Source organism: Streptomyces sp. NPDC020884 (genome assembly GCF_044333935.1).
Lineage (GTDB): Bacteria > Actinomycetota > Actinomycetes > Streptomycetales > Streptomycetaceae > Streptomyces.
This window is the reverse complement of record NZ_JBIRRY010000010.1, coordinates 113,222-134,145: the sequence shown is the minus strand read 5'-3', so window position 1 is coordinate 134,145 and position 20,924 is coordinate 113,222. Positions and strand designations below refer to the sequence as shown.

The following is a 20,924-nucleotide window of genomic DNA, read 5'->3' as shown; positions in this document are numbered from 1 at the left end:
CACCCGTATGGGTGAGGCGTTGCCCAGGATGTGACAGAGACAGCGCACCGCAGCGCCACCCGCGCGACCCTCACGACCCCCGCACCGGGGCGACGGCTCCGGCTGCCGTGGCCGCGCCGCCGCCCAGGCGGTGGTGAGCCCATCCCGCAATACACGGTCAGCGCCGAGCGCCACGACAACGCCCTCGCCGACGACTTCACCACCATCACCCGGCGCCTGCCCGCCCTGGCCGCGACCGCGCTCCGCCTGGCCTGGGACGCCGACCGCCGCGCCGTCCTGCTCACCGCCATGCTGCAGCTGGCCACCGGCGCCATCACCGCTATCGGCCTCTACGCCACCCGCGGCGCCCTGGCCCCGCTGCTCGCCACCGGGCCGACCGCCGACCGCATCCAGACGGCGCTGCCCTCCCTCGCGCTGATCGGCGGCGCCGCCGCCGGCCGCTCCCTGGTCGCCGCCACCACCCTGGCCGTCACCGCCCGCATCGGCCCCCGCGTCGATGCGATCGCCGAACTGCGCTATCTCAACGCCGCCACCCGCGTCCCGCTCGCCGCCTACGACGACCCGGCCTGGTGCGACCACAGCGAAGCCGCCAACCGGGCTTCCAAGGACGCCCACTTGATGATCGACGCGATTACCGCCCTGACCGCGGCCCTCCTCGGCCTCCTCGCCGCCGCCGGCATCCTCACCGCCCTCCACCCCGTACTTCTTCCGCTCCTGCTCCTCGCGGTGATCCCGCGCGGCGCAGCCGCTGTCCGCGGTGCCCGCGCCGCCCACCTCGCCGAGCGGCACACCCTCTCCGACCGCCGCCTGCGCCACAACCTCATCTACTGCACCGCCGGCCGCGCCACCGCCCTCGACGTACGGGCCAACACCATGCGCAGCTGGCTCCTCGGGCAGTTCACCACGGTCACCGACCGGCTCACCGAGCACGCCGCCCACATCGGCCGCACCACCGCCCGCTACCAGCTCCTCGGCGACACGATGGCCGGAGGCGCCGCCCTGGTCGTCTACGGCGCCCTGCTCGCACTGGTGCTCCGCGGGCACATCCCCGCCGCCGCGGCGGGCACCGCGTTCATCGCCGTCCAGACCTGCCGCCTGCTCCTGGGCCAACTGGTCACCGGCATCAACTCCACCTACAAGACTGGCCTCTACCTCGGCGACTGGTCCGCCTTCCTCACCGACGCCCAGCACCGCGCCCAGCTCCCCGCCGCCCCCGCCCCCGTCCCCGACCGGCCGTCCGTCATCGCCGCGCGCAACGTCACCTTCCGCTACCCCGGCAGCGGACAGCCCGTTCTGGAGGACATCAGCGTCACCGTGCGCCGCGGCGAGGTCCTGGCGATCGTGGGCGCGAACGGCGCGGGCAAGTCCACCCTCGCCAAACTCCTTGCTGGCCTCTACACCCCCACCACCGGCACCGTCACCTGGGACGACGTGGACCTGGCCACAGCCGACCCCGAACAGGTCTGGTCACGTCTCGCGCTGCTGCCCCAGGACATCGCCCGCTGGCAGGTATCCGCCCGCGACAACATCACCCTCGGCCAAGGCGACGGGGACGACGAGACCGTGATGGCCGCAGCCCGCGCGTCCGGAGCCGATGACGTCATCGCCGGCCTGTCCGACGGTCTCGACACCAACCTCGCCCCCTCCCAGTGGGGCGGACGCGACCTGTCCGGCGGCCAATGGCAGCGCCTCGCCGGCGCCCGAGCCTTCCACCGCAAGAACGCACCCGTCCTGATCTGCGACGAGCCGACCTCCGCGCTCGACCCCCGCGCGGAGGAAGCCGTCTACGACCGCATCCGCACTCTGAGCGAAGGCCGCAGCGTCATTCTGATCACCCACCGCCTCGGCTCCACCCGGGCCGCCGACCGCATCATCGTCCTGGACGGCGGACGCCTCCTGGAGGAAGGCACCCACGACTCGCTCCTCGCAGCCGACGGCGAGTACGCCACCCTGTGGCGCAAACAAGCGCAGACCTACGTCGGTCAGCCCCAAGGGTGAACCCGCGACGGACTCGCCCACGAGGGCCTGATCGAGGACGGTGACTACCGGATCGAGGGGTAGCGGGAGGCAGGATTCGCCGCTGCTCCAGCGCGGCGGGCAAGGACGGCTTCACTCCTCCGAGCACCCCGTCCCTAGGAGCGAAGGAACCTCATTCACATGACTCGGCAGACGCCCACCCACATCGAGCACACCACCCTGAACCCGAGGGCCCGCGGGGCTCACGACCTCGTTCGCCAGGTCGAGGAAGGGCAGCTGGACGTGGGTCCTCCCTACCAGCGGGGCAGTGTCTGGACGGAGGACCAGCGGGTGGCACTCGTCCGTTCCTGGATGATCGGCCTGCCGACTGGTGTGATCATCATCAGTGACCGCGACAACCCGAACTGGGCTGCCGCCATGGGGGACGTGTACACGGCCGGGACGGCGGTATGGGCTGCCGTCGACGGGAAGCAGCGCATCCTGACAGCGCAGCTGTGGTTCACCGGACAGTTCGCTGTTCCCGCCTCCTGGTTCGACCCTGCGGTGGTGGAGCAGACAGAGCTGACCGAAGATGGCCCGTACGTCCGCTATAGCGGGTTGTGCGAGCCCGAACGGCTGAAGTTCGACCGCCGCACCCAGTTCCAGGTCGCCGAGTTCCGGACGGCCGGGACGATCAATGACGAGGCCGCCATGTACCTGCTCGTCAACGGCGGCGGCACGCCCCACACCGACCAGGAGATGCAGCGCGCCCGGAAGATCGCCGAGACGAAGCCGTAGATTCCTCCCGACAGAACCGCGCATTGGGGCCATGCAGCCCGCAGCAGGGCCCTAGAGTTGCGGCCATGGAAGCGACCGGCCCGGCCGAGGCCCTGCTGCTCGTCACCGCCAGCACGGTGCCAGGAGCCGACGTCGGCAGCCTCGGCCAGCGCCTCGCCGACACCGTGGTCTACCTGCCCGGCCCCGCGGCCGCCCTCGTCGGGAAGAGTGACGTTGCGGACGACATCGCTTCTTGGGCCGCCGAGTTGGGAGAGCGCCAAGGCATGGCTGGCGCGGCCGCCGACCTGGTGATGTACTTCGCGCGCCTGTGGTATCGCCCCAGCCCAGACCTGCCGGCCGACTCTGTCGCAGCCGCGATCGCATGCCGGCAGGTGTGGGAAACTCATCTACGCGGTGTCGAACTGTCCGGCCTCACCGACGTGGTGTGCTTGCCCGCACCTGATGCGGACGCGTGGCTCCGAGGCGCATGGAGCTGCACCTCGCTCGCCATGACCGCGAACGCTCCCCCCGGTCTCATTCCCGAGCACGACGCGCAGGGCGGGCAGGCTACTCCGCCTGGCCCTTCACCCCAGTGTTGACGGACAGCACCGATGACTTCAGCATCGCAGGGTCGCCATTCCGAGGAGAGCACCGTGTTGCCCCAGATTCCGCTCGACGATCCCCGCGTACTAGCCCTGGCCAAGGCCCGTCAGCAGTTCGCCCACGACTGCACCCACCTTCCAACATGGGAGGAGCTGACCGACGAAGACCGGGTCGCCGCCCTGCCCGACGCCCGCAACTATTTGGAGTCGGCGATCAACGCGGGACTGATCCCCGGTGGGGCGACTGGAGCGGCGGCCGGACAATGATCAAGGCCGGAGGCCGCGCGGACGTAGTCGGCGCGGCTGTGACCTGGGCACTGACATCTTCCGTCTGGTCAGGCACTCGCCTCCCCGTGAGGTGAGGTGGCGGCTCGGCCCTCGGGTGTCTCTGCCCGCGAGCGCAGAGGTGCCGGTAAGCCACCACTTCTCGGATTCGCGATGAAGCGACACACGGCCCTGAGGCGCGGTTTCTTGCGGTCATGCCTCTCAACGACCTCGCTCGTCGCCTCCGCGATCAGCTCACCGCGCACCCCGCCCCGCAGAACCTCCAAACCTGGCTATCCGCCCAACTGCCCCGAACCGGCCACGCGGACCACCTCCTCGACATCGCCCGCGACGCCCTGGGCATCAGCGAGGAAGACGCGGGAGCCCTGCTTGATGCCGGCCTTCTGACGAAGCAGTTGACGGCGGCACTCGATCAGCTCTCCGACGGCGCCTCGACGATCAACTGGGAAGCGGCGTACGCCGCTGCGTACGGCCTTGAGGACGGGGACTTCAGCGTCGTAGCCGAGCACCAAGCACGCCGCCGTGTGTGGGGCATCACCCATGACCTGATCATTGACGGCACCAGGCGCAGCGGCAGCCGAGGGCTGCCATCCGGCGTGATGCAGTTCATCGTGGCTGGCTGGATGGACGACTGCCTGGCCAGCGGACGGGTGCCCACCTTCTGGCGAGACGAGCGCGGAGTCTGGCGGACCTCCAACGGAGCGGTGTACGCACCCCGGTTGGCCGAGGCCTCCGTCATCTACCCCGGCAGCATGCAAGGCACCGAAGACGCGCTCGCCGCGCTCGGCGTCTCAGAACTGACCTGGGTGGGCGTCCTCGGCGACCGCCGCCTGCACCACGCCATCGTCCCCGCTGACAAGCTGAGTGCCCTCGACCAGAGCGGACACATTCGTACCCACGGCACTCCACCGCCGAACACCGTCTACACCTACCTGCACACCTCCTGGCTACGCACCAGCGGCGACACCTGCCAGCGCTGCGGCGCCGTGGCGTTCCTCGCGCGGGCCACCGACTGGCCGGGGACCCCAGCCTTGTGCCCCGACTGCCACGAAGCGATGAGGACCACCCAGGCAGCCGCCGGGCACCAGTGCACGGACGGGTGCACGCAGCCTGTCGACCACACCGGCCTCTGCTTGCCCTGATCTAGTACGGCTCACCGGGGCGACGTCGACGCCCCGGTGAGCACCGCCTCAGCGGATGCGGCGTGCGCCCCCCGGATCTGTAGACAGGCAGCCACATCGGGATAGAACTCTCCCAGTTGCACCGCTACGGCGGTGCAACGCCTGCCGACCGGGTGGTTCGCAGGTCCTGTTCATCCAGGCTCCAGGACGCTTCCTTTCGGATGGGACTCAGGGAGGTCTCGGCGAGTACGACTGTCCGCTGTCGGGCCTACGGTCTCCGGCGTGACAGATGATGAGGCACTCAACGATCTCCTCATGCGGGCATGCCTCGTCTTCGGCGCCCGCGCGACGCACACCGGCGGCGACGCCGGTTCGTACACCACGGTGTACATCAACCGCCTTGCGGACGACCTCCTTGCCGTCTTGGACACATGCGAAGTAGACGAGCGCCGCTACCTCATGGAGGGCTACCGGAGCCTGAGCCTGGCGGCGGACATTCCCGCTGGCCGGTCATGCGGACAGCGCGAGATGCTCGTGGACGTCGCCCGCCAGGGGCTTGCGTACGTCATCACCGGGCGACACGAAGGACGGCCAGCAACCAGGAGCGAAGCACTCGCTCTCCTCGACAGCCGGTGGACGGCATCGCTGCTGGCCTGGGCCGAGTTCTTCCCACCTGCGCTGGACGACCTCTCCCCTCCATGCAGATGCGGCGCCGTGGGCCTCGGCTACACAAAGCGCGGCCTGTGCGGCCGGCCCCCTGCAGACCCTGAGCCCACCCGAACCGACCGAGCGTGAGACCCCAACTCCATGGAACCCCGGCCACGAATCGCAGGGCTCCGCGGGCGCCCCGCTCGTCACTCCGAACCCGGCTGAGCTGTCCGTTCGGTAGGCGATCAGGACTGCTCAGAACGGGAGCGGTTCGGGAGGAATTCGCCAGCAGTCGGCGCCACCACCCTCGTCGGAGATCCTCTGCTCTATCAGCGCTGCCAAGGCGCGCTGGCACTCCCCGTTGACGACGTCTGGAAGACAGGAGCAGTTCTTCGTGCCCATACCAGCCCGTTCCGCTACCAACGAGAGGCGGAAGTCAATGTCTCGCCAAGCCCGCACGGCCCTTCTGGCACCGCTCGCTGCCGCCCTCCTCATCAGCGCGCTCAGTGCGTGCGCCAGCTCCACCGACAGTTCCGTTTCCGGACTGCGCGATGACCTTCGCTTCGTCCCGAAGAAGACCGTCCGCGACACCCGCCCCAGGATGGTCGAGCAGTGCACCAACGGCACCAAGCGGGTGAAGCACACCTCAACGTCGCGGGGAAAGACGCGAACCTGGTACACGACCGAACCGACACGGTCATGCACAAAGGTGCAGAAGGGCACGGAGTCCTACGACCGGGTCACCCGGCAACCACGGTGGTGCGTCGAGCTCGACGACGTCGATGGCGATGCCACTAGGGATGACGTCTGGTTCGAGGTCGACTCCTCTACGCACAGCACGGCCGCCGACACCAAGGAGGGCCGCAAGCTCTCCTTCACCCCGCTGCGCACCGGGTGCTGAACCGTCGTTCATCGGGCAGGGCTCAGGATGCACGTCCTGGGCCCTGTCCGGCGTACACGGGTGCCCGCATCGAGGGCTCTGGACTAGCTCCCCGGCCCCAGGAGGCCTCAGAGCTGCAGTAATGGGCTGACGCTCGCTGCCCAAGGGAGGGCCGATCACCCACAACGTGCTCTCCTCACATCACGGCAGGGCGGAGGGCGAGCACACCTCAGCGGGGACGGAGTCGGGATCCGCATGAGTCCTCGAATGGCCAGTTGGTGTGGCGAGGAGCAGCCTCACCTGCTTGACGGATACCCCGGTCGCCATGGCGATATCGCTCAGGGATGTCCGCCGCAGAGCCAGGCTCTCCACCGCCTTCGCCAAGGCCGTCGCACGGGTCTCCTCAGCGTCACGCAGTTTCTCCAGTTCCGGCGTCACTGGGATGATCTTCACCTCGGCGGTCACGCCGACAAGCGCGAGACCACTTTCGACGCTCGCGCGGACCAGCCGCAGCGTCCGCCCGCTCCCGTACACGGCGTGCTCACGCTCGTGCGCCACCCACAGCCGGCCACGCCGACTGGCCTGGCACTCGATGACCCCGCTCACGCCGCACGCTCCAGGTCCTCGATGATCTGCTGAGCGACCGCGTCCGGGATAGGGGTGGGCAGGACGACCTGCCGGGTGCCGATCCTGTACAGCGTGTGGCTGCTGGTGCTGTCGACCTTCGTGACGGTCAGACCTTGTCGCCGAGCGGTGGCCTGGATGCGCAGCAGCGGACCGCCCTCCGTGCCCGCCCGGAGCCCGGCGGTCACCTCCTGGGCGTGTTTCCACTCCTTGAGGCTCACCACGGGCTCATGCACGGGGCCCGGCGACCACACCCACTTCGAGATCGGATTCCACTGGGAAAAGCCTGGCCGTCCGGTCCGGGACGCCTTCCTGTTGTAGACCTGGTAGCCGGTGAGCTTCGGGTTCGCGATCAGGCCCTCGACGAGGTTGTACGTCCACCTGCCCTCGATCGGGTATCGCTCCGGATCGGCCGACAGAGTCGCGATGATGTCGCCCGACTTCAGGTGCTCCTCTCGCCGCAGGCGGCACAGCTCCCGAGAGGCGTCGAAGCGTCGCGGGTCCGGGTGCGGGGCGAGCTTCTTCTTCGGCCGCGCCTCTCCGAACCGGCCCCGTGGCGGCGGCGGTGCGTTCTCGTCGACGACCGCGACGTAGGGGTAGGGCGGATAGCCGTGGTTCCATCCGCCAAGGGCGTGCTGGAACTGCCCGCCCATGGACATCTCCAGCATGACCGTCCGGTACACCTCCGCCTCGACTTGTCCGTAGCGGCGGGTGCGCAGCCGGCCGGATTCGGTCCCGCCCTGCGGTTCGTTGGCGTACACCACCTCCACCCCGGTCTTCTGGAGCTGGTGCTCGGTGTTGAGGCTGGTGAGCATGGCTCGCGCGACACGGTCGGCCCTCTCGGCCAGGACGTGGGTGATGCCCATCGGCTCGGCGTGGTTGAGGAGGTCTTGGAGGCCGCCGTCTCGACGGGTCGGGACGCGCAGCGCGTCGTACATCTCCTGCGGGGCGAGGCCCCGGGACTCGGGAGGGAGCATCCCGGACTCGACGTCCCAGTAGAAGCCGACGAACTCTTCCCCCTCTTCGAGGCATTGGCCGGTGAGGGCTACCTGCCGGGGTATAGAGCTGCTGGGGTTCTGGTTGTCCTTGGTGGAGACCCGGCCGACGAAGGCCGACCGGCGGGGGCGCGCGTCCACCTGTACGAAGTTGGACAGGTCGCTGAGGTCGATGGGCGGTCCGAATGGGAAAGTCATGGCCCTTCCTGGGTCCTGAGAAGGTGGAAGCGTCCTCACCCGTGGCGATTGACCGCGGCCGGGCTCCGAATGGCAGGCAGAAGGCCATAACCGCGAGCACGGCATGAGGCTCATCGCTGCCCCTCGAAGTGAGGAGGCCAGGAAGAAGTCGCGATACCTCAACCCTATGGGGCCCCACTGACATCCACCGTTTCCCAACCTCGCTGCTTCCAGTTCCAGTTGGCGCCAGAAGACCCCATGGTCAGGGGATTCGCGACGGTGCGGTTGATCCAGCCCTGTGCACGCAACATCGGCCTTCCCAACGCCCCCAGTCCGAGGAAGCCGATGCTCATCCGTCCCGAACGCCGCTCCGAGCCGACCCACAACGCTGCCGCAGGAAACGCCGTCCTCGTCGAGACACTGCGGCTTGCGGTGCCCCTCCATATCGCCGAGCTCCGTGACCACCCCACTGAGGCGCTCGTGGCCATCGCCAGCCGGTCGGCCAGCGTCGTCGGCTCCAGGGGTGACGTTCTCCAGTTCCACTCCCCGAAGCGAGGAGCGGCAGCCGAAGCGTTCAACGCACTCGCGAGAGGGCTGGCTGCTGCGGCGATCGTCACGCACGGCGGTGTCACGTTCGCCGGCTCGCACTGGTGCACCGTCCCAGCCTGCCCGGCTCCCAACGCCGACCATCCGCAGCCGTAGGTCGTCACCCCGACCTGACTCGTATCGACCCGAAACTCGCGCCTGCGGTCGTAGTACACGGCTACGACGCCAACCGGCAGCGTCCACCCGGGCCACCGAGAGGTCAGGAGGCCTCCCCTCATGCCCCACGCCGAGCGTCGATTCGACAACGGGCCTCACCGAGCGCTGCCTGCCCCACTTGGCCGGTTCTCCGGCCACCATGCGACCCGCCCCCGAATGGAGACCAGATGCCCCTCACCGGCCCGGAGCGCGTCGACGAGCTGCACTCCCGCATCGCGGCAGCCGCCCGTGCAATCGCCATCAGGCTCGGCCCCAACGCTCTTGCGATGGCATCGGCGCAGCAGCCGATCCGCCTATCAGGGGGTGAAGCCGACGTGTTGGCTACCGCCGTCGTTGACGTACTCGCACAGGAAATGCTGCTCGCTCACCAGGAATGGGAGCGCACCGGAGTGCCCCTGCGCTCATGTTTGATACCTGGCTGCCTCCGCCAGTTCGACATGATCGCCTACCTCTCCGGTGCACCTCCAGAACGCGAGGACTGGTCAAGTGCCGACTGGCTCCAGCACCGGCCACTGAGCGGTCATGCGTGCCCCGAGCATGCGTACGCTCTCTGGACGTCGGGCAGGCACATCCCGAACTGGCACCACCACAGCGACGACGACGCTCGTCTGCTCTGTACCTGCGGGTGGGAATCCGGCAAAGTGCAGTTCCGGGGCCACGGCGTCACGCTGTGGAAGGCGCACGCGCTCGAGATTCTGAACAAGGGCCCTGGCGACACGGTCAGCACGGTGCAGACCACAGTGACGTCGGAGCAGCTCGCTGAGCTCGCCGTCAGCGCCCAGCGGCGGGGCCCCGGGCTGGCCGCCGGCCGGACCAAGGAGCAGCTTGCTGCCGTAATGCCGGGCTTCATGCGCGACGCCGTAGACGCCCACGTGCCGGGTCTGGCCGCACTACGGGCCGTCGCCGACGCGGCCCGTGACCGGTACGAGCGAGGGCTGATTGCCTGGTTGGAGACCCTGGACTGAGATCTTCTGCCGCCCGTCACTGCCAGGCGGGCGGCGGTGTAAGCCCTGGGGCCGTCGGCCTGTCCGACGGCCAGGGGCTGTGCCCCTGCGCTATCGCCCTCCGCCTTCACCGGACTTCGCAGGACTCGCGGGCACTCACGGATCTGCTGCGTCCCATCCGAGAATCCGTGATCGTCAGCCGTGGACCCGCTCGGGGCCCACGGGGACGCCCGTAGGTTCCTTCGGAGAGGATGGCCTTGTGAGTTTCCCTGCACCGCCGTGCGCAGAGTGTGCCGAGCCGCTTCAGCACGACGCGGAGATCCGCCGCTTCGTCTGCGGCAACGTCCAGTGCTCAGCGCTGGGCATGGAAGTCCCTATTTGGTGCGCTTTGCAACAGTCCGGGCTCGCTGCTTCGGACCCGACCGGACTGCCCCGCCCAGTCCACAAGGGCCTGCCGGTGCCCTGGGTCGCTCCCCGGACCGCGGACTTCGTCTTCTGGTTCGCCCTCGATGGGGCACGCTGCGCCGCGGCGCACAGCCGGTGGCTCTGTCAGGTGTGTGGCGATGAGCTGCCCGAGGAGGCGTGGGTACTGGCCACCCCTGGGGGTCAAGTACTCCAAGCCGCGTTGCACGCCAAGTGCAAGGACTTGGCGCTGCAGTTCTGCCCACACTTGTCCAATGGCAACACCCGCGCCGTCCCCATGCTGGTCTCCCGGGACGAGCTCTCCGCAGATGGTCAGTCGCTGAGGGACGCCGCCCCCTCGGACCCGTTCTTCCTCCAGCAGTGGCAGGTCACGACGTAGGTGCAGATGGTCGGCGATCCACCACCCGCGTGAACCCCAGCTTTCAAGCTCCGTCAGGACGAAGATTCGCGGCGGCTGGGAGTCCGTCGTGGTCCGTCGGCATTCTGCGGACGTCCCACTTGCCCGTCACGCCGGAGTTCACCATGCCACACGACGTCGCCCCCACCTCCCCGAGCTCGAAAACCCCCGCACGCGAGTCGTGGGCCGCCTCGCTCGCACAAGCCGAGCAGCACGCCGCCAGCTACCTGACCGCCACCTTCCCGGGCCTTGTCGCCGTTCTCCGAGGCGGGCCGGCGGAGCAACGCGGCCTGTCGTTCAACGATGGCGGCTGCGGGAACGTGTTCGTAGCCAACTACGCCGAGCGGGCCACGCTTCACGGCACCGGGCTCCATTGGGATCTGTGGGGCGCGGCCGTCTCCAGCCTGCATGGCGGCGAGCATTTCGTCCTGGTCGATGCCGACGGCGAAGATGTCGAAGAACCCCGGGCTGCAGCGTCCGGCTCGTACACCGATATCTACGACGAGGACTTGCTGGTCGTCCGCGATGACGGCACGGCTGACCTGCGGTTCCTCGATCTGAGCATCGACGAGATGGCCCAGGTCCTCGCCGCGCTCCGAGACGGTCTCGGGCGCCTTCGTCTGCGCGGGTGCGCTCGTTGCCACCAGCCGCAGTGGCGGCACTCGGCGCGTCTCGACAGTGAACACGGGATCTGTGACTCTTTCACGCTGGCCTGCGCCGAGTGCCTGCCGCACGCCGATGCCGAGGAGTGCGCCCAGGCCCGCACCGGGCAACCCTGCACCCGCCAAGCCACACGCGCACGGGCCCCCCGCCCTCAGGGCGGAGAGGACGCTCTGGCGTCTCTTCTGGAGACGTTCAACGGCTGGGACCTGGTTGCTCTCGCGCACACCGCCGTGGAGCTGTTCGGCTCGTACGGCGACGTCAACGACGAGCTGAGCGAAACCCAGAAGGACGTGCTGGGGCGCGCCGCCGCGTTCTTCGATGGGGACAGCGAGACCGTATAGAAGCAACCTGCGTGCCGGGCCCGGACAGCTCCGGCAGTCCGGGGCCCGGCGTCCGTGCAACGGAGCAAGACCCTCTTGTCACCCTGCGACGGGCAACTGGCAACTGGCCGGACCCGCTCGTCTCGGCAGTGCCTTGCGCAGACCGGGAGTTCCGCTGCCGGACCACGCCGTGCAACGGATCAGCTCTGCGGCCTCTGCGGCTGGACTGTCCGTTACCGGATCCACTATGGCTCTCCGTCGGCCGGCGGATGCCTCTGCCACACGGAAGGTTGACCCGTGCTCCCACCGTCGTTGACTGCCGCCTTGAACCTCGGCGTCCCACCGCGATGAGCAGACCCGGAGATCGAGGGGCGCCCATCGCCGTTCCTGCAGAGCAGCTTCCGCAGGGCTGCTGCTGGTGGACCGACCCGGACGGGGCACTGTGCCTGCTTCCCGGGTGTCTCGCCCGGATCATGGACCCCGACGCTGCCTGCACCTGCAGGACCCTCGCCTCCCGGCTGGCCAGGGCCGAAGAACGTCTGGCGGAAGCCACAGAGCGGGAACGGTACGCGAGCACCTGGTGGGACGCGCTGCGGGCTGCGGTGGACGCGCATGCAGCGCGGGACGAGATCCTCAGCGATGCGCGACGCCGCGCCGGCCATTGACCTTCCTGTTTTACCGGAGCTGGCGAGAAGGCTTACAGCGGCGTTCGTTTCGTGGGGGTGCTGTCTTTCGAGCCGAGATTCGCGAGCGTTCGGCCCGACGCCGATCAGGGGCGCAGGCTCAGCCCGTCAACCCCACCCGCCAGCGCCGCAGGGACGATCCGTGCGGCGCTGGATACGCACTGCCGGACGGGTCCTGCACCGCGTCCAGAAAGGTCCGTGCCCATGTCGGTCATCGAGACAACGATCAGCAGCACCGCTGCCTACCACCAGACCGTGGCCACCATCCAGGAGGCCTCTCGTGCCTACGCGACCGGCGAGAGCCCGCTGGACGACGCCACCTTCGACCGGCTGCGGGACCAGCTGGCCGCATGGGAGGAGAACCACCCTGCGGACATGGCTACGAACTCCCCCTCCGGCAAGGTCGCCGACGGGGCGGTCCCTGCGGGCGAGGTCGCGCACACGGTGCCCATGCAGTCCCTGGACAAGGTGAACACGCCCGCCAAGCTGCTGGCATGGGAGGCGTCACTCCAGCGGCGTCTGGGCGGCCCGGTCACCGGCGGCTATGTCGTGGACGTGAAGCTGGACGGTTTCGCAGTCGCCGCGCGGTACCAGAGCGGTCGACTGGTCAAGCTCGTCGGACGCGGCGACGGCCGTCACGGTGAGGACTGGAGCCATGCCATCGGCACGATCACCGGTCTCCCCCAGCAGCTGGACCGGCCGCTGACCTTCGAGGTCAGGGGAGAGATCCTGTTCACCCACAAGCAGTTCGAGCGGGCCAAGGAGGTGCGCGCCGAGCACGGCGGGGACGCGTTCGCCAACGCCCGGAACGCCGCCGCTGGCACCATCCGGGCGAGGAACAGGGTCTATGCCCTGGAGATGACGTTCTTCGCCTTCCAGGCCGTCGAACTGCCGGGAGGCGAGGTGTTCGCCCACACCTCGCACGCCGACCTGATGAAGTGGATCGCGGATACGGGGATACAGACCACGGAAGCCACCCCGCCGAAGACCCACGTCGCCTCGACGATGGCCGAGGTGCAGAACCAGGTCGCGGCGATCGCTGCGATGCGTCCCAGCCTGCCGTTCGACATCGACGGCGTGGTCATCCGCGCGAACAGCCGAGCCGAACAGACCACCGCAGGTATCGGTTCGCGGCACCCCAACTACAGCGTTGCCTACAAGCTGCCCAGCCTGGAGCGGATGACCAAGCTCCTGGACGTGGTCTGGGCCGTGGGCAAGACCGGCATCCTCGCGCCCCGGGCCGTGCTGGCGGCGGTCGAGATCGACGGCAGCATGGTCACCTCCGCCACGCTGCACAACCCCTCCGATATCCATCGAATTGGCCTTATGAAGGGAGATGCGGTCTACGTCCGGAAGGCGAACGACATCATCCCGCAGGTGGTCGGGCCGGTGACGCACCTGCGCACAGGGACCGAGGAGACGATCATCTTCCCCGCGTCCTGCCCGGTGTGCGGCGGGAAGATCAACACCGAGAAGGGCCGCTGGACCTGCAATGAGACGGCGAACAACGGCGGCTCCTGCGGGCTACCCGCTGCCCTGCTGTACGCCGCAGGGCGCGAGCAGTTCGACATCGACGGCCTTGGTCCGTCGGTAATCGGCAATCTCGTCGAGGCTGGTCTGGTGCGCGATGTCGGCGACCTTTTCCATCTCACCCTCGACCGGCTGACCGAGGTCACCCGGGGCAGCGGTGAGGCGGCGAACCTGCTGGAGCAGATCACGGCGGCGAAGGTCCGCCCGCTGGAGAAGGTGCTGGCGGCGCTGGGCATCGCGGGTACCGGAAGGGAACTCTCCGAACGGCTCGCCGACCACTTCCGGTCGATGGACGCCTTCGTCACCGCCGACGCCCAGGCGCTCATGGAAGTGGACGGCATCGGGGTCAAGAAGGCCGAGCAGATCGCCCGGCAGCTCCCCCGGGTCGCTGCGGTGGTCAAGAAGCTCACCACCGCAGGCGTCAACCTGGCTGCCGACCCTCAGTCCACCCCCGCAAGCGGCCCGCTCACAGGCAAGACGGTCGTCGTCACCGGCACGATGACGGGACCGCTCGCTGCCTACGACCGGGTCGCGATGAACCAGCTGATCAAGGACGCAGGCGGCAAGCCCGGCCGTGACGTGACCTCCAAGACCCACCTGCTGGTCGTCGGTGAGCGAGCCGGAGGGAAGCTCACCAAGGCCGAGAAGCACAAGATCGAGGTGATGAGCGAGGAGGAGTTCGCCATCCTGATCGCCCAGTTCACCGGCTGACCCGACCTGTCAGGCACGCAGCGGAGCCCGACCTCACTGAGGTCGGGCTCCGCGCCTCCTTCCTTCCCCTCCCGAACCTCCGCTGCGGCGAGCAAGGCCTCACGTTGCCGACCCCACAGCCTTAGACGGACACGCACGTGCCCGTCGGCATGCGCATGCGCACAGGCGCAGCCTCGGGACTTCCGCGACCGCCGACTGGACCAGCACTCTGACCAAGAAAGACGATCATGAAGCGTACGTACCTGTACCCCCTGCCTGACGATGCGCTCTTCCTGTGGAGGGCCGGCCGCCAGACCGCCACCGACCTCTTCGGCGTCCCAGCAGACAGCCCCGACATGTGGACGAGGCTGGTCGCGCTGGACGAGCAGCTAGGGGAAGCCCGAGAGGCCGTCGCACGGCTGATCAAGGACGCCGACCGCGTCTGCCTGGGGCAGCGTTACGCCATTCCCGGGTCCCTCCATCCTCAGTCCGTCGACGTCGAAGAGGACATCCACGCCTCCACCCGAAAGGTCACCTGCCTACTCTGGGACGCCCCGCTCCTGGAGCCAAGGCTTCGGGTCCAGGTGGACGTCGCGCTCGCGATACGGAATACAGAGGTACCCGGCCGAGACCCCGCCGCACTCATCACCCGATTCCTACAGATCCACGAGGGCCAACGCCTCATTCCGTTCTGGATGTGACCATCGGTACGCCGGACGGGCCGCACAGCGCGTCGCGCTCGAAGGCCGCGCCCTGGAAAGTCCTCGCTGCAACAGCAACAACATGGGCGGCCCGCCCTTCCGAGGACGGGTCCATCGCCGGCATGCCTCCGGTACGGAGGTGCCCACCCGCGCGCTGTCCGGCCGGTCAGCCGATCGCTCCAGCCCGCAGACCCTAGCGAGGCATCACCATGGGGCAATCCTCGCTAATCATCGCTATTCATGGCATCACCTCGTAGGTTCTGCAGTTCCCCCTCGGGCGGCCAGCCCGGTGGCCTCGGCCGCACGAGCACGTCAGACCCGAACCATCCATGTCCACGAGGAATCACACGATGAGCTTCGCCGCACGCACCCCGTACACCGGGGGCACCCGGATCGCGGGATGCCTCCGGTTGCTCGTCCTCCCTCTCCGAACAGCGCACCGGCTGTTCCACCCGAATCGCCAGGACCGGATAACGGATCCGGCCATCACGGCCGCCCAGGTCACACGGACTGCTGTCGGCGGAGCAGCCACACTGTGGCTGCTCCGGTCCTATCCCCTCCAGGATTCGGCTTCAGACTTCGCGAAGGACCGAGTGCTTGAGCTGGTCCTTAGCGCCGGCCTTCTTCTCGTGGCGGGCCCCATAACTCTGGCTTGCTTCGTGCTGTCCGCACGGCCTCCCCTGCGCGCCGTCTACTTCCGGCGGCTCGCTGGGCCAACTGCAGGTCTCACAGCGCTGCTCGGATCGGCAGTTGGGCTGGGATTCCTGCTTCTCGGCGGCGCACTGCAGGTGACCCAGGCGCTCGGCGGCCTGCCGATCGTCGGCGTGCTCGCCTCCGCTGCGGGCCTGCTGTTCGGCGCGCCCTTCTGCGCCGCGGCCGTGGTGCTGAGCGTCCACTACAGCCTCCGAGTCGGCGACGTCTCCGAAGTCCTGCCGCCCCTGCTCTCACCCGTGCTGGTGTGGTCTCTGTTCGTCTTCCAGACCTTGGACGGCCCACATGTAGCTGCCCCTCCCGCGATCCAGGCACTGTTCGTAGCCGGGCCGCCGGTGTCCGTCACCTTGTTGTCCGCGTGGGAGCTTCAGCACCTTGGAAAGCGGCACCATTTGACGATCCGACGGGCTCTGGGGCGAAGCACACCGCCGTGATCCTGAGGATGAACGGCGTGGGGTGCCGGGGTATCACACGGCCAGGCGCCGCGCCGTACCGGCCGTCCCTCGGCGTGCAGCGGGCCGCGGCCACGCGGGCGGTCGACCTGCGCGCGGCGGCGCGACTGGCTCCAGGCGGCGGGCGCCGGCCACTGGCTCGCGGCGAGCGGCGGCATGGCCGCGGCCTGGCGCGCGGCCTCGGCCCCCGCGTCACCCTGCACATCCGGGCTGCCCGGCTGTTGCGAGAGCACGGTGCAAGGGGCGCCCGGCCACCTACGCGGCCCGAATCGATGAGGCCCGGCGGAGGGGATTCGCGTGCGCGCGGTGATCAGAGGGAGGAGGCTGCACAGTCAGGGCGTCAACATGCAGGCCGCGAGATTCTGCGCCTGCCCGTCACCACGCCCCAGGGACCTCACGATGGCCGCGATCCCCACGCCACCCACCCGACAGTGCACCCGTTACAACAAGGACGGTTCACGCTGTGCCCGGAGGACATCGATGGCTGACGGCTGGTGCCGGACCTGTGGCGGATTCGGCCGCCCCGAGGCCGCTCGTCCGAAGGAGGAGCCTCAGCTGGAAACCCGCTGGCAGGAGACCAGTGCGCGTCCACTGGAATCCGACGAGGCGTACGAGGTCTCCATCGCCAATGCGGCCCTCAACCACTTCGTTGCCGCGCACGGAGGGGACCGCCGGACGGCAGAGGTGCAGATACGCTCGCTGCTCGAAGATCTGCTCACCGCCCAGGCCCGACCGGCGCTGCGGCATCCCGAGACTGGCCGGTGGCGGCTTCGTACCCCCCGGGACAAGTTCTCGGTCACCCTCAGCAGTGACGCGTCCGTCGTCACAGGCTACAAAGCCCGTCACAGGGAGCGGACATACGCCCAGGTCAAAGCCGGCGTCCCCAGCCGGACTGCGTCACCTCGTCGCGAGAAGTGGTTTCTGGCCTTGCAGACCGAGTTGCCCTTCGGCATGGGTCTCATGACGGCGCGGCTCTTCGCGCGCCGGGAGCTCGGCCTTGAGATGACCCAGGACAACGCCGCCGAGGTGATCGAGCAGGTGAAGGACTACATGGCACGGGAGGGTATCTCTCTGCCCTCCCAGGAAGGCGATACCGGTGTCACCGACGCGGCGGGGCTGGTGTGGACCTTTCAGGTACTTCCTGGAGACCGTCCGTACCTCATGCGTATCACCTGGGAAACTGAGGAGTAGCAGCCAGGCCTCGCTCTCAACCGGGTTGCGGTGAGGAGCGGGGCCCGTCCCCGTCGTGTAGCTGTCCGGAATGGGCCGCGGGCTCAGCTGTCAGCGTTACGGCGTCGGTCCGGAGGTCCTCTGGCAGTTCCTCGTCGCACCAGTACTGCGTGCCGGTCATCCATCCGTCGCTTCAGGTGATGCACCAGATCGATCGGGCGTGGGCCGCCTCTTCGGGGAGCTCCGGCGTACGTGCACGCCGCTTCCGGAGGCTACCGCACTGTTCGCGTTGAGAAGGTCCCAAGGGACGACGCTGGGGCGGCCTCTTCAAGAGCCAAGAGGCCGCCCTGTCGGGTGTGGCAGGGGACTGCGCCATCACTGGCGGGGCTGGCCGTACTGTCCAGTCAGCTGAGGAGCAAGAGAAGGCCGGTGATCACTGCCCCTCCGCCGAGGAGCAGTGCCAGGGGCGAGTCGGTCACAACGCCGTACCCTGCTGCACCGAGGCCGAACAGCGTGATGATCACGGACAGGGTGATGGTGAGGGCCCCGGCGCCGGCCTTCAGGCGACGGATCTCGGTTGCCATCCCGTCGGTCTCGTCCCGGTAGAGCCGGTATGCCTCGCTGTCCCTGTCGTAGGAGCGGACCATCTCGGATCGGCGTTCGATCTCATGACGCAGTGCGGTGATCCGGCGTTGTCGCCATCCGGCCAACCGCAGGAGCACTAAGCCAACAAGGGCTGTCAGGGCGATTGCACCTTGCCCGGCGTCTTGTATCGATTCCAAGTGGTCCCCCAAGTGGACGGTTCAGCGCAGTGATTGCGCGTGCGTTCGTGCGCGTTGTAGGTGCCCGGTGAGTTCCCGAGCTGTGGTGGTTGCCTGTGAGAGAGCTCCCGTGGCGGTGTCGGCGCGCGGCCCTGCGTGGGTGTGCAGGGCCACGCCGAGAAGCTCGGTGACGGCGGGCAGGGCCGCAGCGATCCGCGCGAGCTCGTGTGCGCTGGTCGCTGCGAGGCGGGTGTGCTGCCATGCGGCCGTTCCGCTGTGTAGTTCGCGGAGAAGACGCTCGAGAGCGTCCGCCGACTGGCGGAGGTGGATGGTGGGGTTGTGGATCGTCATACCGGCATCCTGCCGATCCCAGCGCGTGCGTGGTGGTCAGTGGCTCGATCTGTTGATCGCCTCCTCGATGTCCTGGAATTGGTATGCGGTGGGTTTGTTCGGGCGGTGGGTGAGTCGCACAGTCGGGATCGTGAGCGCGGCCTTCTTCAGCTCGGCCTGCAGGGTGCGTCCCACCATGGCCAGCCGGTCAGTTCGGTCATCCCAGCGTCCCCAGAAGGGGGCGTCGGCGGCCCGAAGGTGGCCGTGCAGTTCGTCGACGGTCATCTGCTCCGGCCATCCCTCGCTTTCGAAGGCGTCCAGCAGGAGCTGGGCGATGCGGGGGACGGGCTTGCGGGTCGCATCGCCTGTGGTGACGGCGTCCAGCGAGGGACGTCCGGCGTTGAGGCGCTCCCTGGCCCGCAGGAGTGCCGTGCCGGCGTCGAGGTGGGGGCAGTAGCGGAGCATCGGCGCCCGGTGCCTGGGGGTCAGGCAGTAGAAGCGTCCCGCGTCTGCGATATCCCACTCCCCCGGGCTGGGCACCAGCAGGTGCGGCAGCCAGCCTGCGGAGATTGCACTCCTGTCGCCGACGACGATCGGCACGTCGTCCATGCGGCAGGGCAGCATCACGCGGATCCCGAAGGAGTCGGCGACGGCGTCACCCATGATGTCGCTGGTTGCGTCCTGGGTGCAGATCACCAGCGTGATCCGGGCCTTCCGACCGATCCTAAGGAGGGCGAGGGCGTGCTCCTTGGCCTTCTTCGACAGCTTGGAGTAGTCGTCGACGAAGGCGATCAGGGCGGGATCGTTGTCGGTGACAACCCAGTTGTCCTCGCCTGCGCCGAGGGCGGCGATGCGATTCTCGGCGTAGCGGACCAGATCGGCCAGCGCGGCCTCGATCTCCACCTCGGTGTAGGCGGTTCGGTCGGCCAGGCCCCGAAGTGGTCCAAGGCCGCGGCCGGTCGGATCGAGGTCCCAGACCACGGCGTCGGAGCAGGCGGTGGCGTACTCGGCGAGGGTGCGGGCCATCGCTGACTTGCCGCCGCCGGACTTGGCCACGATGAGGATGTGCTGGCCGGCGAGGACGACGTCCGTGGACTCGCCGTCGATGCTGACGCCGATGGAGACGGGCTTGAGGATCGAGCACGACAACGGGTTCCGGACCGGGAAGGCCGGCGGGTTGGCGAACGGGTCCTCGGTGAGGACCCGGACCATCACCTCCGCGCTGTCGTTGGGGTTGTATCCCCCCTGGGCCATGGTGCGGCCCTGCCCGACCCGCAGCGCGACATCGAGTTTCGGCAGCAGGCGGACAATGTCCGCCGGAGTACCGGAGTTAAGGACGGCAACGGCCTGCCAGCCGTAGGCGAGACGCACGGCGTTCGTGACCTGTGCGATATCGGCGTCGACCGAAAGGGCACGGAGAAGGCATTCTTCGACCTGTTCCGCATTTTCGGCCTGCCGGATCGGGAACGGCTTTCCCTCGCCCTCTGCAACCGGCTCCTGTTCGGGCTCGATTTCCCCGGGCAGTTCAGCGTAGGGAAACATCAGGTGCGGAAGCGCGGGGGCCAGTGTCGTGCGGACGCGCCCTTGCGCCCACAGGACGGTGGCGGTGGCCGCCGCCAGGGCGAGGTCCGTGATCACGACCGGGCCGGTGAGCAGCGCGAGCCCAAGGCCCTCCACCACGGTGAGACCTACGGCCGTGGCGTGGAAGCGGCGGGCGCGCCGTCGGCGTATCTGCCCACGTCCCACGGTGACGGCCACGGGTGTCGGCATGGCGGGCTCGAACTCCACCATCTCTGCCTTCGCTTGGAACTTGGCCCACTTCTCGATCGCGTTCGTGGTGGCCGGCGTGGGCCCGGGTCCGCGGCCTTGCAGCATCAGCTGCATCTGGCGCTTGTTGTGCGCTTCCAGGCGGCTGATCTGGGCTCGGGCGAGGCCGGTCCTCTTGCGTTGGGCCGTATGCCACAGGCGGTACTGGGTGTTGAGAAGGTCACGGGCGACGTGCGCTTCGGTGAGGTCCTCGGTGGCCCGCCAGCGCTTGAGCTCACCGGCCGTGTGCCGGGCACCCGTGGCGAGCACGCGGGCCTCGCGGGTGGCCAGGCGTCGAGCGAGGTGCAGCAGCATGCGCACGTACGGGGTGGTGTCCGGGGCCTCCCCGTCCGGGGTGGCGTCCGGGGCGGGGAGGTTGCCTTCGAGGAGTTCGGCGTCGACGATCTCGTTTTCGTCAGCGGGGCGGGTCATCGTGGGTTTCTGCCGTTCTCGGTGGTTCAGGTGGGGGGTGCGCCTGCGCCCTGTCTGACCCGTTTCAGCAGGTCAAAGCCTGTT

20 protein-coding genes are annotated in these 20,924 nt (G+C 68.6%); 15 read left to right on the top strand and 5 right to left on the bottom strand.

What is annotated here, in order from left to right; all coding sequences use genetic code 11:
• The first annotated feature begins 30 nt into the window (after nucleotides 1–30).
• The 7 genes from ACH4UK_RS28315 to ACH4UK_RS28285 all read left to right on the top strand — a co-directional run bounded on the left by ACH4UK_RS28315 (nucleotide 31) and on the right by ACH4UK_RS28285 (nucleotide 6,290).
• Nucleotides 31–1,998 carry an ABC transporter ATP-binding protein gene (locus ACH4UK_RS28315; RefSeq protein ID WP_398360794.1) on the top strand — a complete coding sequence of 656 codons (1,968 nt, stop codon included), beginning with the start codon at nucleotides 31–33 and terminating at the stop codon, nucleotides 1,996–1,998.
• A gap of 159 nt (nucleotides 1,999–2,157) precedes the next feature.
• On the top strand, nucleotides 2,158–2,754 hold the full coding sequence (locus ACH4UK_RS28310; RefSeq protein ID WP_331759381.1) for a DUF262 domain-containing protein: 597 nt from the start codon (nucleotides 2,158–2,160) through the stop codon (nucleotides 2,752–2,754).
• A 65-nt stretch (nucleotides 2,755–2,819) separates the two neighbouring features.
• Nucleotides 2,820–3,332 (top strand): hypothetical protein, encoded by a 513-nt coding sequence (locus ACH4UK_RS28305; RefSeq protein ID WP_398360792.1) that lies wholly within the window; start codon nucleotides 2,820–2,822, stop codon nucleotides 3,330–3,332.
• A gap of 54 nt (nucleotides 3,333–3,386) precedes the next feature.
• On the top strand, nucleotides 3,387–3,602 hold the full coding sequence (locus ACH4UK_RS28300) for a hypothetical protein (RefSeq protein WP_398360790.1): 216 nt from the start codon (nucleotides 3,387–3,389) through the stop codon (nucleotides 3,600–3,602).
• A gap of 212 nt (nucleotides 3,603–3,814) precedes the next feature.
• Nucleotides 3,815–4,762 carry a hypothetical protein gene (locus ACH4UK_RS28295; RefSeq protein WP_331759387.1) on the top strand — a complete coding sequence of 316 codons (948 nt, stop codon included), beginning with the start codon at nucleotides 3,815–3,817 and terminating at the stop codon, nucleotides 4,760–4,762.
• Nucleotides 4,763–5,023: 261 nt separating this feature from the next.
• Nucleotides 5,024–5,536, top strand: coding sequence for a hypothetical protein (locus ACH4UK_RS28290; RefSeq protein ID WP_331759389.1), 513 nt, complete (start codon nucleotides 5,024–5,026; stop codon nucleotides 5,534–5,536).
• A 562-nt stretch (nucleotides 5,537–6,098) separates the two neighbouring features.
• Nucleotides 6,099–6,290, top strand: a complete 192-nt coding sequence (locus ACH4UK_RS28285) for a hypothetical protein (RefSeq protein WP_398360788.1) — start codon at nucleotides 6,099–6,101, stop codon at nucleotides 6,288–6,290.
• 180 nt (nucleotides 6,291–6,470) lie between these two features.
• Here ACH4UK_RS28285 and ACH4UK_RS28280 read toward each other — a convergent pair whose 3' ends face one another.
• Entirely contained in the window at nucleotides 6,471–6,875 is a 405-nt protein-coding gene (locus ACH4UK_RS28280) for a hypothetical protein (protein ID WP_398360786.1), read from the bottom strand.
• On the bottom strand, nucleotides 6,872–8,086 hold the full coding sequence (locus tag ACH4UK_RS28275; RefSeq protein WP_398360784.1) for a recombinase family protein: 1,215 nt from the start codon (nucleotides 8,084–8,086) through the stop codon (nucleotides 6,872–6,874). Before ACH4UK_RS28275 ends, ACH4UK_RS28280 begins: the two co-directional genes overlap by 4 nt.
• Nucleotides 8,087–8,410: 324 nt before the next feature.
• On the opposite strand from ACH4UK_RS28275, the gene ACH4UK_RS28270 reads away from it, so the two are divergent.
• The 8 genes from ACH4UK_RS28270 to ACH4UK_RS28235 all read left to right on the top strand — a co-directional run bounded on the left by ACH4UK_RS28270 (nucleotide 8,411) and on the right by ACH4UK_RS28235 (nucleotide 17,532).
• Complete coding sequence (locus ACH4UK_RS28270) at nucleotides 8,411–8,767, top strand: hypothetical protein (protein WP_331759396.1); 357 nt, start codon at nucleotides 8,411–8,413, stop codon at nucleotides 8,765–8,767.
• A gap of 227 nt (nucleotides 8,768–8,994) precedes the next feature.
• Nucleotides 8,995–9,792 (top strand): hypothetical protein, encoded by a 798-nt coding sequence (locus ACH4UK_RS28265; RefSeq protein WP_331759398.1) that lies wholly within the window; start codon nucleotides 8,995–8,997, stop codon nucleotides 9,790–9,792.
• 649 nt (nucleotides 9,793–10,441) lie between these two features.
• Nucleotides 10,442–10,573 carry a hypothetical protein gene (locus ACH4UK_RS28260; RefSeq protein ID WP_398360782.1) on the top strand — a complete coding sequence of 44 codons (132 nt, stop codon included), beginning with the start codon at nucleotides 10,442–10,444 and terminating at the stop codon, nucleotides 10,571–10,573.
• A gap of 143 nt (nucleotides 10,574–10,716) precedes the next feature.
• Nucleotides 10,717–11,595, top strand: coding sequence for a hypothetical protein (locus ACH4UK_RS28255; RefSeq protein WP_398360780.1), 879 nt, complete (start codon nucleotides 10,717–10,719; stop codon nucleotides 11,593–11,595).
• A gap of 866 nt (nucleotides 11,596–12,461) precedes the next feature.
• Complete coding sequence (gene ligA / locus ACH4UK_RS28250; RefSeq protein ID WP_331759406.1) at nucleotides 12,462–14,498, top strand: NAD-dependent DNA ligase LigA; 2,037 nt, start codon at nucleotides 12,462–12,464, stop codon at nucleotides 14,496–14,498.
• Between the two features lie 227 nt (nucleotides 14,499–14,725).
• Complete coding sequence (locus ACH4UK_RS28245; RefSeq protein WP_331759408.1) at nucleotides 14,726–15,178, top strand: hypothetical protein; 453 nt, start codon at nucleotides 14,726–14,728, stop codon at nucleotides 15,176–15,178.
• Between the two features lie 350 nt (nucleotides 15,179–15,528).
• Nucleotides 15,529–16,323 carry a hypothetical protein gene (locus ACH4UK_RS28240; protein WP_331759410.1) on the top strand — a complete coding sequence of 265 codons (795 nt, stop codon included), beginning with the start codon at nucleotides 15,529–15,531 and terminating at the stop codon, nucleotides 16,321–16,323.
• Nucleotides 16,324–16,821: 498 nt separating this feature from the next.
• Nucleotides 16,822–17,532, top strand: coding sequence for a hypothetical protein (locus ACH4UK_RS28235; protein WP_331759412.1), 711 nt, complete (start codon nucleotides 16,822–16,824; stop codon nucleotides 17,530–17,532).
• 383 nt (nucleotides 17,533–17,915) lie between these two features.
• Here the strand turns inward: ACH4UK_RS28235 and ACH4UK_RS28230 are convergent, their stop codons facing one another.
• From ACH4UK_RS28230 to ACH4UK_RS28220, 3 genes are read right to left on the bottom strand one after another with little or no spacing between them, the layout of a single operon-like run.
• Entirely contained in the window at nucleotides 17,916–18,293 is a 378-nt protein-coding gene (locus ACH4UK_RS28230; RefSeq protein WP_398360778.1) for a hypothetical protein, read from the bottom strand.
• Nucleotides 18,294–18,314: 21 nt separating this feature from the next.
• Nucleotides 18,315–18,623, bottom strand: coding sequence for a hypothetical protein (locus ACH4UK_RS28225; protein ID WP_331759418.1), 309 nt, complete (start codon nucleotides 18,621–18,623; stop codon nucleotides 18,315–18,317).
• Nucleotides 18,624–18,659: 36 nt separating this feature from the next.
• A complete protein-coding gene (locus ACH4UK_RS28220) occupies nucleotides 18,660–20,840 on the bottom strand; it encodes a hypothetical protein (protein ID WP_398360776.1) in 2,181 nt (726 codons plus the stop codon).
• Nucleotides 20,841–20,924: the final 84 nt, after the last annotated feature.